Genomic DNA, 12,180 nt, shown 5'->3' with positions numbered 1-12,180 from the left:
AATCGCATAGTGGAAATTTGTTATCTCCCTTAATCATATGTTTTCAATGTAATTGGTGTTTTTGATTGTCGGAAATTATATAATTTGCCGCTGTGAATAAACATCCTTATGGAATCCGCATTCAACAGGAGCGTATCTTTGTGCTGTTTGTAAGTGCCATTAATAAATGACCAGGACGATCCTGGATGGAGGCTGTAAGACATGTTGAACTCATTATATTTGTTTGACTTACTAATTCTGTAAGTCGTGTCCTGCAGATCAAATATCCAGATATCATAGGCGGCTTTCGCTTGTAGCGTCATTTCTGAAGTAAAGAGCCAGAAGGCTATAAGGGACGAAGAAATGCAATTGATGAAGAACATGACACTGTATGGTCTTTTTAAGAAAAACAGTACTCCACCGATTATTAGATTGATCATGAATACAAAAGGCACAACTATATAGATATACATTGCTGCCCCGTCAAGGTCTTCGTTTTTAACCCAAAACCAGATAATAGCAAGATCTAACAGGGCCAGGATTATGGTGCCTTTAAGTGTTACAGAAGGAGAGAATCTCATAAGGCGTTAATTTGGTTTGATACGAATATAAAAATATCTATCAGTTAATTAAAGTAACCTTGTAATGGTTTAAACCCGAATACAACTCACCTCAGGGCTACTATAAATGATATTATGAGGACTTCTTTAAAGAGCCAAACAATACCTGGTCATATTGCAGAATTTTTAACTCACACCAATATAACGGATTTTATCCTAACAGCTGCTGGTTTTACCGCACTATCACATCCGCTTAAACTTCAATCCACAGCCTTCAATACATGGGGGATTAAGTTCTAAAGTGTTGCGTGTTAACTTATAATGGTAAACTGTCAAAGCATATTCCGGACTTAATATTTGTATTCTTTCTGTATCCAGGATTTTGTAGCCCACAATCCCCGGCATTGCGTCACCTTCCAGTTTGCCTGCAGTATCGATTACAATGTACCTGGCCTTACCTTTTACTTTTGTGTATTTGCCACTGCCATCTCCGGGGTCGTTCCAGGTTTCTGTCAGTTTCCAGGTGCCATAGATTTCCGTAGGGCCGTTATCTCCTTTTTTACAGGATACAAGGATTGTAGTAAAAGTAATCAAGCACAGTAACCATAATTTATTCATGTCAGATTGGTTTTCTTTTATAAACGAAAAATATTGAATAAACGCTACATCAGTAACCATCATAGTTTGTCAAACAAAAAATATCTGGTAACTTGAATCAATGATTACTGTATGAATCTTAAAAAAAACCAAATCCTTTTTCTTATTTACTTTAATTCTCGTGGTTTTTTACCCATTTGTAAAAGAATGTAATCAAATGGTATTCTGCTTACGATAGGTTTGTACAGCACCAAAAATTCCAGCTATAAAGACTACTGAAAATACCAATTGATAAATTTCTGGGGCAAGAAGAAAAACAGGGAACATTACTATTACAGTGACAACGGCAACATACCACCATTTGAAGACGTGTGGGAAATAACCTTTGTTAACGAGGTACAGACAAGCAGACATAAACAAGGAAGCGGGTATGCTTTCTACAAAAATTAAAGATAGTTCACGCATTTGAAAGAGGTTTAGATAACAACAATATAGTTATTTAATTCAATTTTTTCTCTTTCATACTGAAGTGTAACTTCAATAAAGCTACACAATATGGATTCATAGTTTTCCTCTACATGATTGTTTTTTGTAACTCCCTGAAGTTTTTACTCCAGGGTTTAATGTTTGCCAGATCCCCTTCTCTAATACATCTTTTCATATCCATTAATCTATATTGGAGCTGCAAAAACCTAAGTACATTGACTTCTATATACTATTTACCCCATTTTTCCTGAAGCAAATCGATAGTTCCGCTGATGAGTTCCTTAAGCACCTCTGTATTGATGTCGGAAAGTTTTTTTACATAAATACAGCCTTTTCCCATGGTAAATTTCCCCAAATGCCTGAGCAGCTCTTCCTGACCAGGTGCACCACTATAAACATATAAGGATATAGCAGCCTTACGTGGTGAGAAACCAACCAAAGGCCAGTCTCCTTCCTGCCTGCTTCTTTCTGATTTATAATGATAGCAGCCAAAACCGATGATCGATGGTCCCCACATTTTAGGCTCATAGCCCGTATGCGCCTTCATCAATTCCAGTAGCGCAAAGCCGTCTTGCTTTTTTTGGGGTGTAGTTGCAAAGGTATTGATGAAATCTTCTACACTTGCCTGGGTTTGAGTAGTTTTAATGGTCATGGTTAAACTAGGTTAAATCCATAACAAAATAGCAATTTGCTGCTGAATCTGGGCATTAATGCCCAACAAATGCCGCTTTGTTGTTCCGAATAAAAGCAATCTGTAACTCTCCTAGAGGTTCTTTGAGCTTATAAAACTGATCATCAAACTCATCCAAAGGCTTGTTGTAGTATGATTTACTAAAGCCTTCGGAAGTACCATCCTGATGCCTGGTGATATGGTGTTTCTCTTTTTCGTACATTTTATTTGCGGCTTGAGTTAAAACAGCAAACTGAGTTGCACCTACTAGTTTCAGTGCATCAGGCGCTAATTTAGCAAACTGGCCACTTGAATTGTAATAGTATTGATTGAAACCTCCATTATTCACTTCGCCTTCTAATAGCCAAGTGATATAAATGGCCTGTTGCGGTTTTGAAAGTGAAAGAATGTATGCCAATTCCTGATCTGGATCAGATGGTAAACCATTTGAAATATGTTCAAATATCAGCCAGACCAGTGCCGAATCTGGGGTCTGATCTATTTTTTCAATCGTAAGGGGTTCCAGTTCTTTTGGAGCCTCAATAACAGTTGAGCTGCTTACCTCTGTGTTTGAAGTACAGGCGGTAAATACTGTGGTAGTTACAAGGGCCAGCAACAGTATGAAAGATCTATATACGCTCATTTTGTAATGCAAATAAAGGCTTTAATGCTATTCTGATCAATCTGACTATTATTATATGATTTTTGAGTGCCATAATTTTTAGATCAAATATATATATTCTATAATTGTCTGATTAATATTCTTAGGAAGTCCTATGTATCCCAAAATCCAAGTCACCAAAGTACAAAACAGAAACTTCAGAAAAAGGATTATCTATGCGCTACTGGTGGTTATGATAATAGTATTGGGTATTTTATCCAGAAAAATAACCTCTATACCATTAATTATTGGTGATACCCTATATGCAGTGATGATGTTTCTTTTGATAAGATTTTTCTTAATCAAGCTTGACTATCGGAAGGTTGCGCTAATCAGCCTGTCGGTATGTTGCCTTATTGAATTCAGTCAATTGTACCATGCGTCCTGGATCAATAACACTCGAAATACTACTTTGGGTGCATTGGTTCTTGGAAGTGGTTTTCTTTGGAGTGATATGATTGCGTATACCGTCGGAACTGCTATTTGTATAATTGTGTTAAAGTTGTATGGTTTGATAAAAGCCATTGATTTGTAGTATATTTTACTGGTTAAGGATGAACTATGATACCAGTTCATAAATCTATGTTTGATAATATTGAAATCTCCACTATCTTTAGTTCTATGAAAACATTCCTGCTAATCTGTTCATTTATAATTTCTTCTTACTCGCTTAAAGCTCAGGATGGCATCGCTGTTGATCATGTCGTTGGCCATTGGAATTTAAAGGATATCCCTAAGGCTGTAGGAAAAGAAGTTGTAATTGTCGATTCCGTTTATGATGGCAGGGCATTTGAAAATCACACTTTGCTTAACATAGGAGGTAAGTATCCTGATCAGATTGTTTCTGTATTTATTGCTAAAAAAGACTATAAAAACTTTATTGATGATATTTTGAAATTATACCTGCACAAAAAGATTAGTGTGAATGGGAAACTATCGATATTCAATGACAAGGCGCAAATTGTTGTAACGGATCCAAAGCAGTTCAATTCACATCTGAATTACAAGCAAAAAGTGTTGAATGTGATTTTTTAACTTTATTGCTTTAAAATTGAGAGGAATATGCCTCGCTTAATGCAGCACATTACTCTTTCCATTGTTCATGAAATTGAAACCTCGAAACAAAAATATCATATTCTAGGCGCTCACAGGTTTCTTCTTCGTCAACAGCGCAATGCCGCCGCCAATGAGCCCCATTATACTGGCAATTATTACCATTGAAAAAACCATCATTACAAAAAAGTTAACTGAATAGGGCTGAATGTTAATGTCGCCGGTATTCGCTTCCAAAAGAATGGATACCAGCCAGCCAATTGTCGAATCAAAAAGCCCCATGAGCACGTTATACCATACGCCTTTTTTTAAACTTATTTTTCTTGTGGCAAGGAAGCTAATTGTGCAATATATGAGAAACGATAGGGGAGTAAGGTATTGATAGTTAAAGCCAATCCATCGCGAAGAAAGTGAGCCTATAATGTCAAATATCAATATCGACAGTATGCCGATTTGTAAGAGGTTGAGTTTTATCATCGAGCGTTGGTTTTGAGTGGATTAACAAATTGAGCTAAATATAAGATAATTCTGAAATTATGGTTATTCATTCAAATTGATTTTTTCACCACCAACAGGCCCATAAAAAAACACCCATGTTGCGAAGTCATCATTAATATTCTCAAACCACTGTGCCTTTTCAGCAGGAAAATTAGCTTTCAATTGACAATATTTATGGGCTGGCCAAGAAATCTTGATACAGTACCTATGTTATCGTAGATATGATCGTGGTTGTTCTCGTAAAAATCTCTGTCAAAGATCTGCAGCCCGTTTTCATGTACTAAAAGAATCAGATGCTTTTTGATTCCTGCAAATTCGGTTAGCTTGGTTGGAATGGCGATAGATTTTTGGTTTACACTTAATGCTATAGCAGTATTGCTAAACATGCGGATAAATTTCCGATTGATGGGGTCAAAGTGATCTAGTTGCATCAGGTTTGACGTGATTTTTTTCCATGTTGCAGCGTTATAAAGGCAAAGCGATTTTTCAAACCCCATGTTTAGTACTGGCTGTTCCCCAATAAGATCAATTACTGCTTCGGGGAGAACAACAACCGTTTCATTGATAGTGGTGTTATGGGTTACAAAATGTTGCATGGATTATTATTTAAGGGGCCATTATCCTAATGGCGTTATTTTGTATTATGCAAGTGAATTAATATCTATTGTTGATAGGCCAGAAATGTCAAAAATAATCCCCGGGTTGTTATATCGGGATTTGAGTTCCTGCTGATCTGCTTCTGAAATGTTATTTCCGTAGAAGTTGACCATTCTTAGGGTGTCTTTAGAAGCTAAAAATGTAAGCAAACCTGCTTTAGTTAGCTTTGTTTTAAAAACAGATAATTCCTCAAGCTTAGAAGCTGTCGAAAAAACTCCGACGTACTGATCTTCAATTTCATTATCCCCGAGCCATAATTCTTTTAATGTGCCGGTGTTGTTTGAAAAATTATAAAGTCCTTTTCCAGTAAGCTTATTTGAATTTAGTAAGAGAGCTTCCAGCTTATTTGTTTCATGAAATGCAGCTAAATATTCATCCTGTATCTGGTTTTCGATAAGCATAATTTTAGTAAGAGATTTAGCCGAGTTAGAAAAGTGGTGAAGCCCTGAACCTATAATGTCATTTGTAGACAAAGTAACCTGAGCAAGGTTATTACAATCAGAAAATACAGCAAGATATTCGTCGGTTATATTGCAGGTATGAATGCAGATGGATTCCAGACTTTTGGTTGAAGCTGTGATGTATTCCATTGTCCTGATCGTCAGATTAACTTTGAGTATAGATATCGAAGAAATGTTTGAAGCATACTTAATGCAAGATAGATCTTCGTCATTCATACTGATCTCATATAGTAAAACGTCTTCTATGTAGTCTGATAAATAAAGCAGCGCTTTTTCTACTCCTTTTTTAGGAGAACCAGTTTCACTATCCCAGAAATTGAAGTTTGTAATTGCGAACCTAAATAACCCATTTACCTGTCGTTGCCAGTTAGGGTCTACAATTTCCAATGTTTTTGTCAAAAATCGGTCTTTACTCATCCGCTCCTGAACTTTAGGGCTCTGAAACAACTGATCAAAATACTCAGACCATTTAAGCAGGTCTTCATAGGTAAGTAATGGATGATTACTTCTGTCTATAAATGAATAAAAGAGAATTCTTGTTACTCTAGGGTCTTGAGGAGTTATTGAATCGGGCAGATTAGCTCCAATAATTTCAGGAAAGCCCTTTTTCTTTAGCTCGGGCCAACGCTGGGCAACCAGAAGCTGTAATGCGATATCGAACTCCTCCAGAGGTACTTCAAGCTCTTTTTCTGGCCTGGCATTGATAGCTAATACCAGGAAAAATTCAAGAATGGTATCATTTATGAAGCCAAATCTCAATCCTTCTCCAACGGTATCTTTAATTAACAAGGAGCGGTCTCCCCAGCCTGAGAAATCTTGCAATACGCCCACTGATGATTCAAATTCTATTAGCGCCTTAGCAGAAATAAGCTTGGATAGCCCGGGTTTGCTTTGCCTGGCTATTTCAAATGCAAGCCGGGTACAAAAATTTCTTAGTTGTTCTTTAGCCAGGCCTTTACTTTCTTCTCTGGTGAGCCAGCTTTCCACAATGATATTCAGGATATTATAAGAGGTAAAAAAGTATTCCTGATTGTTAGGTGTATAAACTTTAAAAATTTCCTCCAGATAATTCAATACTAAAGGAATTTCTACCATTGACAATTTGCGTTCCCGCATTTTGAATGCTATCCATTTCAGATCTTGTAATAATGCTGATTGGTCTGCTTTACTGTATTTAAGATCGAGATACTTGTCTTGTTGTTGATCGTTAAATGGAAGCAGGTAGATGTATTTAGGAGGGTACGTGTCCATTCCAACCTGTACCGATTGGTTGAATAACTCGTTGGTTTGCAGAAACTGTTCACGTACGGTAAAAACGACTTTTTTAAAGTACTTAGCTTTTTCGTTTATAAACTTATGATAGTCTTTAAGGAATTGAGACCAGTATGCTTGTGGAGATTCGGCAGCCGGGATGGTCAGTTCATCCAGGGCATCCATAAGGAGCACTGTATCTTTAGCGATGTTATTGTCTATCAGGTTCTGGATCATTTTTAAAGAATCTGAATGGTACATACGGCCAAAAGCTACCTTCACCTGCCTGCCGAGTTGTTCCCGTTTTAAGTAAAGGTTGGCCAGGAATGTTGTTTTCCCGACTCCGGTAGGGGCAATGATAATATTTAAAGGAGAACCTTCTGTAATAAACAGGTTTTCATAAAAATATTTGATGCCGTCGTCGTGAACGCTATCATGGACCCCGATCCGGTTGGGAACGAAGTTTTGGCTGTAACGCGCATTGATATGTGCTTCAATTTCTTTGGAAATGTATTTGTGTTTATTGAATTTGTACCGAATCTTCTTACTATATATCACAAACAGACCTATAATGATTGCCGTTATAAGACCGGTTAGAATATCCGGAATATTAATAAGTAATTCAGTTTTTTCCGGCATAGATTGGCAAATTGAGGATAAAACGTTAGCAGATTTCCGAATATAAGTAAAATATACATTTCCGCAGTTGGATTTCAATCCAATTATAAGACCCTCGCTATCCGAACCCCGTTTTTTTTATGGCTTTTTCCAAGCCTTAAAAATAATAGGGGTAAAATCATAAAGATCTGGATCGGCGCCTGAGTTTATCGTGGGTTCCGCTTTTGATACGGTTAAGTGTTTCCCGTGTCATCCCCAGATAAGAGGCGATCAATTGCTGCGGTAGCCGACTCTCCAGAGAACCGTACATACTGGTAAACATCGCGTACTTTTCGGCAGCGGTCTTGTGCATTAACAAAACATGAACCTGCCATATCGCAAATGTACTTTGAAGGACTTTATGAAAGTAGCTTTCAATCGCAGGGATATCCATGAATAACTGGTCAAGTTTCTCTTTACTGATGGCCAGCACCTGTGTATCTTCAATAGCCTGCAAATTATAAAGCGAAGGCTTACCTGTTAAAAAGCTGTATTTGTCAGTAATCCACCAATCTTCGAAACCAAAATAAAATACCTTCTCGTTGCCTGATCTTTCTAGTTCGTAAAGTCTTAAACCTCCTTTTATAACGAAATATTCATATTTGCAAACTTCGTTCTCCCTTAAAAGAAATTGATTTTTTTCTATTGTGTGTATTACAAGCTGATCAAAAAACAGGCTTTTTTGCGTATTGCTTAAGCTGATATGTCTGTCTATATGCGCTGAAAGTAAATCTGTCATATGAGCTCTACCGGTCTGTATAATTGTGATAAATATCACATATTCGGTTGACAGAATGTACTGACATTTGTCAAAAAACAAAATATATGGATAGTAAAATATGGTATCAGATTTTTCATACAGAGGAAGTATGGAGTTCGCTTATTCTAAGGATTACGCTAGGTGGCGTCGTTTTACCGCACGTACTGCAAAAGCTTTTTGGCTGGTTCAATGGACCAGGCCTGGCCGGTGAAATGATATTTATGAAAAGTCAGGTAGGCCTGCCAACATTTGTAGCCGTCATAGCCATTATAACAGAATGTTTAGGTGTATTCATGATCCTGAGTGGATTCGGGACCCGAATAGCCGCCCTGGCGTTTTTCTTTTTGTTTGTTGGGATGATACTTCATGTGCATTTGGCAAATGGATTTTTTATGAACTGGTTTGGAAAATTACCCTCCGGACAGGAAGGCTTTGAATATCATTTATTGGTATTAGGAATTTGCCTGGTCTTATTTTTTGAAGGCGGTGGGAAATGGGCTTTAGATAGTCTTATACGCTAAGCTTAAATATGGTCTAAAATAAACTTGGGGTCTATTTTAAGTTTATCGTAGATTGCCTTCAGAAAAGTAATGTCCGGTTTGCGTTTACCTGTTAGTATTTGAGATAGTTTGGGTTTACCCATACCTAATTCGTCAGCAAGTTTCGCTTGTGAGATTTTATTCTCAAACATGAACAGCTCAAGCACCTCAGGTATAGACTCGGGTTGTTTAACAGGTTTTAGGCCAAGAACTTCATCTTCGAATTTTTCGGTCGCTAATGTTAATGTACGCAGTTTTTCGATTTCTGAATCGGTTAGATTTGCTTCTCCTTTATCCATCAGATCATAGATAAGTATCATTAATTCGTGATAGTGTTTTTCTGAAGTTATTTGATATTCCATAGCCTGTTATTTTTTAAATGCTACCCGTTCTGCATTAATTTTATCATATGCTGTGTGCGTTCCAATAAAAAGGACAAATACTGTTCTTACTTTGAAAATGATAAGGGCAATCAAGCGGTAAGAATTGCCCTTAATATTAAAAACATACCGATCATTCCCAACAGCATCCACACTGTTAAATGTTTGTCTCATTTCATTGAAATTTTTCCAGTCTGCATTTTTTGTTGCCTCGTACCAATCTTGCAAGGGAGCTTCTGCATTTACATTTGCCTTAGCGAATGAATTAATTATTGCTTTTGAAATGATAACCATACAAATGTAGTATTTTGTTTTTTAAAATAAAATTTCACTATTTAAAATTATGTTCCAGATCGTCTGATTTTGAAGCGATACAAATATAATTATATATTATTTAAATGTAACTATTAAGATAATAAGTATAATATAAATCAATTTTTTGATGATTGGTTCAATAAATTGAATTTTATCCGGAGGTTATTCCCTCGCCCCTTTGGGGAGAGGTGGCCGTAGGCCGGGGTGGTATTGTAGTATTAAACTCGTTATCTTTGATTTAGGAATAGCCTTAAAAAAACTAATATGAATATCAGCGCATTTAAATTAATTGCATTGACTTTGCCTTTGTTATTCGGGCTGCAAACCGCATTTGCGCAATCTATATCAGTACGTTTTGTAACCAATAAAGGTGACATTACCATAATGCTCTACGATGAGACTCCCCAACACAGGGATATGTTTCTAAACGTTGTAAAACAAGGCCTGTATAAGAATGCGGAGTTTAATCGGGTGATCAAGGACTTCGTCAGCCAGGGCGGAGAACTGGACGATACTATACTGAACCGGGAAAAGCGCCATCCCAAAAAATTTGTGATCCGGTTACCTGCAGAGATTAAACCGAATCTGTTTCATAAAAGAGGGGCATTGGGTGCTGGACGGGATGATAATCCTGAAAAGGGATCTTATATCTCGCAGATTTATCTGGTAGCAGGGAAGAAGTTCAGTGATGCCCAACTCGATGCCATTGAGCAAAAGAAGGGACGGAAAATTCCATCAGCACAGCGTGAGGTTTATAAAACAATAGGAGGTGTGCCACACCTGGACGGGGATTATACCATATTTGGTGAAATCACACAAGGCCTGGAAATAGCAGATGCCATTAATTCGGTAGCGACAGATCAAAATGATGTTCCGCTGAGCCCAGTTGTCTTTAATATAATTATCTTGTCTAAAGTAGATTATTAACCAAATTTCAAAACAGTTTTTGGACAGAACAAATTATTATAAACCCCCTCGCTATCCAAACCCCGTTTTTTTTATGGCTTTTTCCAAGCCTTAAAAATAATAGGGGTAAAACAATTCGTTTCATCTCGCAAATTATGATTTACCACCCCGGCTTCGCCACCCCTCCTTGCCAAGGAGGGGATCTGCAGGATGCCTAACCTTCGGATAAGGTTGTAATTATCTTTTATCACCCGCAGGCTAAAGCGCTATACACTCCCCAGCCTTAGCAAGGAGGGGGATGCCTGAAAGGCAGGGGGTGGTAAAACACAGTGGTGCTCAACGGGCGGGGTGGTAATAAAATACAAATAAATTTCTTTTTAAAAACAGGCTTTGGGCGCAGCTCAAAGCCTGTTTTTCATTGCTAAACGCCTGAGTGTTAACTATACACTATGAAAATAAATGTCTCAAATTCTCACCGTGTATTGTGAATTATATATACAATTGCAGAAAATATTAGGTAAATTTAACTAAGGGATAACAAATATTATCATGGCTGCTTACAGCGCATATACTGACCAGGAATTGCTTGCTTTGATACAGGCAGGCGATTATACGGCCTTTAACGAAATATATGGCCGGCACGCGGATGCGTTGTATGGCTCGGCTTATAATATATTACGTGACCGGGATGGTTGCCGGGATATTATACAGGATATTTTTATTTGGTTTTGGCAAAACAGGTTACAGCTGAACATTACCAACTGCAGAGCCTATCTCTTAACAGCTGTAAAATTTAAAATAGCCAATTACATCAGGGACAATAAAATCGGGAAGGGATTTTTTACAGAGCTTTCCACTATAGATGTGAGCGGGGATGATGAAGCAAATGCTATAGAAGTCCGGGAACTATCGGATTTTATTAAAAGCTTAGCTGATCAGCTTCCGGGCAGGTATGGTGAGATCTTCAGGTTGAGCCGCTATCAGCAATTGAGTAATAAGGAAATTGCGTTACAAATGGGCATTAGCGAAAAGACCGTAGAGAACCAGATGACCATTGCTTTAAAAAAGCTAAAAGAGAAACTTGGCCCCAGCAGCGCATTTTTATTTTTCTTTTTGTAGAGTTTGGCGGTACGGTTTGGCTTTAACTTTGATATTATGTATTTTTGATTATTAATTTAGCAACTATGGCAGCTACAACTCTTAGAGATAGATTATATGACTATATACGTTATGCCGACGACAAGAAGGTTAAAGCGATATATACAATGGTTGAAGATGAAATTAACCAAAAGTACGATCCATGGGAAGATCCTGAATATGTAAAGATGCTTGATAAACGTGTTGATGACATAAAAACAGGTAAGGTTAAAGGCGTAAGCTGGGAAGAAGTAAAAGGAAAATTCCTTTTATCAAAAAAGAAATGAGTTACAAAATTATCTTTCACCCCGACATCCAGGATCAACTAATCGATGCGGGAAATTGGTATGAGGATCATTCAGAAGGATTGGGAGATCGTTTTATTGCAACTATTGAAAGGCATATCAAACGTATTTCTAATCATCCTGAGCATTATCAGATTAGAAAGCGAAATTACAGAGAAAGCAAAGTAGATTCATTCCCTTATGTAATTGTTTTTGAGTTTCTTCCAAAAGAAAGTTGTATCATTATATCCGATATATTCCATACAAGCAGGAAACCCGGCAAGAAATATCGTAAATAGCTTGTACCGCCAAACTCAGGCCCGTCAAAC

At 37.3% G+C, this 12,180-nt stretch carries 18 protein-coding genes; 7 read left to right on the top strand and 11 right to left on the bottom strand.

The features are described 5' to 3' along the window. Positions 1-29: 29 nt before the first annotated feature. The 5 genes from R2Q85_RS16635 to R2Q85_RS16615 form a co-directional block, all read right to left on the bottom strand. Positions 30-560 (bottom strand): hypothetical protein, encoded by a 531-nt coding sequence (locus R2Q85_RS16635; RefSeq protein ID WP_316812935.1) that lies wholly within the window; start codon positions 558-560, stop codon positions 30-32. A 222-nt stretch (positions 561-782) separates the two neighbouring features. Continuing rightward, positions 783-1,157: a hypothetical protein gene (locus R2Q85_RS16630; RefSeq protein WP_316812934.1), complete on the bottom strand. Its 375-nt coding sequence runs from the start codon at positions 1,155-1,157 to the stop codon at positions 783-785. Between the two features lie 192 nt (positions 1,158-1,349). Further along, positions 1,350-1,601, bottom strand: coding sequence for a hypothetical protein (locus R2Q85_RS16625; RefSeq protein WP_316812933.1), 252 nt, complete (start codon positions 1,599-1,601; stop codon positions 1,350-1,352). A 250-nt stretch (positions 1,602-1,851) separates the two neighbouring features. Further along, positions 1,852-2,274: a DUF1801 domain-containing protein gene (locus R2Q85_RS16620; protein WP_316812932.1), complete on the bottom strand. Its 423-nt coding sequence runs from the start codon at positions 2,272-2,274 to the stop codon at positions 1,852-1,854. A gap of 55 nt (positions 2,275-2,329) precedes the next feature. Further along, a complete protein-coding gene (locus R2Q85_RS16615) occupies positions 2,330-2,935 on the bottom strand; it encodes a DMP19 family protein (protein WP_316812931.1) in 606 nt (201 codons plus the stop codon). Between the two features lie 133 nt (positions 2,936-3,068). Between R2Q85_RS16615 and R2Q85_RS16610 the strand changes: the two genes are divergently transcribed. Together R2Q85_RS16610 and R2Q85_RS16605 are read left to right on the top strand one after the other, a co-directional pair. Next, on the top strand, positions 3,069-3,488 hold the full coding sequence (locus R2Q85_RS16610) for a DUF2809 domain-containing protein (RefSeq protein ID WP_316812930.1): 420 nt from the start codon (positions 3,069-3,071) through the stop codon (positions 3,486-3,488). Positions 3,489-3,574: 86 nt separating this feature from the next. After that, positions 3,575-3,988 carry a hypothetical protein gene (locus tag R2Q85_RS16605; RefSeq protein ID WP_316812929.1) on the top strand — a complete coding sequence of 138 codons (414 nt, stop codon included), beginning with the start codon at positions 3,575-3,577 and terminating at the stop codon, positions 3,986-3,988. A gap of 102 nt (positions 3,989-4,090) precedes the next feature. Here R2Q85_RS16605 and R2Q85_RS16600 read toward each other — a convergent pair whose 3' ends face one another. The 4 genes from R2Q85_RS16600 to R2Q85_RS16585 all read right to left on the bottom strand — a co-directional run bounded on the left by R2Q85_RS16600 (position 4,091) and on the right by R2Q85_RS16585 (position 8,269). Further along, a complete protein-coding gene (locus R2Q85_RS16600) occupies positions 4,091-4,483 on the bottom strand; it encodes a hypothetical protein (RefSeq protein ID WP_316812928.1) in 393 nt (130 codons plus the stop codon). Positions 4,484-4,662: 179 nt separating this feature from the next. Then, positions 4,663-5,100, bottom strand: a complete 438-nt coding sequence (locus R2Q85_RS16595) for a hypothetical protein (RefSeq protein WP_316812927.1) — start codon at positions 5,098-5,100, stop codon at positions 4,663-4,665. Between the two features lie 45 nt (positions 5,101-5,145). Beyond that, entirely contained in the window at positions 5,146-7,512 is a 2,367-nt protein-coding gene (locus R2Q85_RS16590; RefSeq protein ID WP_316812926.1) for a hypothetical protein, read from the bottom strand. 157 nt (positions 7,513-7,669) lie between these two features. Beyond that, positions 7,670-8,269: a Crp/Fnr family transcriptional regulator gene (locus R2Q85_RS16585; protein ID WP_316812925.1), complete on the bottom strand. Its 600-nt coding sequence runs from the start codon at positions 8,267-8,269 to the stop codon at positions 7,670-7,672. Positions 8,270-8,355: 86 nt separating this feature from the next. Here R2Q85_RS16585 and R2Q85_RS16580 point away from each other — a divergent pair, with 86 nt between their 5' ends. Further along, positions 8,356-8,811, top strand: a complete 456-nt coding sequence (locus tag R2Q85_RS16580) for a DoxX family protein (RefSeq protein WP_316812924.1) — start codon at positions 8,356-8,358, stop codon at positions 8,809-8,811. A gap of 2 nt (positions 8,812-8,813) precedes the next feature. Here the strand turns inward: R2Q85_RS16580 and R2Q85_RS16575 are convergent, their stop codons facing one another. Together R2Q85_RS16575 and R2Q85_RS16570 are read right to left on the bottom strand one after the other, a co-directional pair. Then, complete coding sequence (locus R2Q85_RS16575; RefSeq protein WP_316812923.1) at positions 8,814-9,191, bottom strand: helix-turn-helix domain-containing protein; 378 nt, start codon at positions 9,189-9,191, stop codon at positions 8,814-8,816. Between the two features lie 6 nt (positions 9,192-9,197). Next, on the bottom strand, positions 9,198-9,503 hold the full coding sequence (locus tag R2Q85_RS16570; protein WP_316812922.1) for a type II toxin-antitoxin system HigB family toxin: 306 nt from the start codon (positions 9,501-9,503) through the stop codon (positions 9,198-9,200). A 285-nt stretch (positions 9,504-9,788) separates the two neighbouring features. On the opposite strand from R2Q85_RS16570, the gene R2Q85_RS16565 reads away from it, so the two are divergent. From R2Q85_RS16565 to R2Q85_RS16550, 4 genes are all read left to right on the top strand, one after another. Beyond that, positions 9,789-10,451, top strand: coding sequence for a peptidylprolyl isomerase (locus R2Q85_RS16565; RefSeq protein ID WP_316812921.1), 663 nt, complete (start codon positions 9,789-9,791; stop codon positions 10,449-10,451). Between the two features lie 528 nt (positions 10,452-10,979). After that, positions 10,980-11,549, top strand: a complete 570-nt coding sequence (locus tag R2Q85_RS16560; RefSeq protein ID WP_316812920.1) for an RNA polymerase sigma-70 factor — start codon at positions 10,980-10,982, stop codon at positions 11,547-11,549. 65 nt (positions 11,550-11,614) lie between these two features. Then, positions 11,615-11,854 carry an addiction module protein gene (locus R2Q85_RS16555; RefSeq protein WP_316812919.1) on the top strand — a complete coding sequence of 80 codons (240 nt, stop codon included), beginning with the start codon at positions 11,615-11,617 and terminating at the stop codon, positions 11,852-11,854. Next, the gene (locus R2Q85_RS16550) at positions 11,851-12,150 is read left to right on the top strand and encodes a type II toxin-antitoxin system RelE/ParE family toxin (RefSeq protein WP_316812918.1); all 300 of its coding nucleotides are present in this window, start codon (positions 11,851-11,853) and stop codon (positions 12,148-12,150) included. Before R2Q85_RS16555 ends, R2Q85_RS16550 begins: the two co-directional genes overlap by 4 nt. Positions 12,151-12,180 lie beyond the last annotated feature (30 nt).

It is taken from the genome of Pedobacter heparinus, from assembly GCF_032678725.1.
Lineage (GTDB): Bacteria > Bacteroidota > Bacteroidia > Sphingobacteriales > Sphingobacteriaceae > Pedobacter > Pedobacter heparinus_A.
Note: the sequence above shows the minus strand (reverse complement) of the source record. Positions and strands in the feature narration are given on the sequence as shown.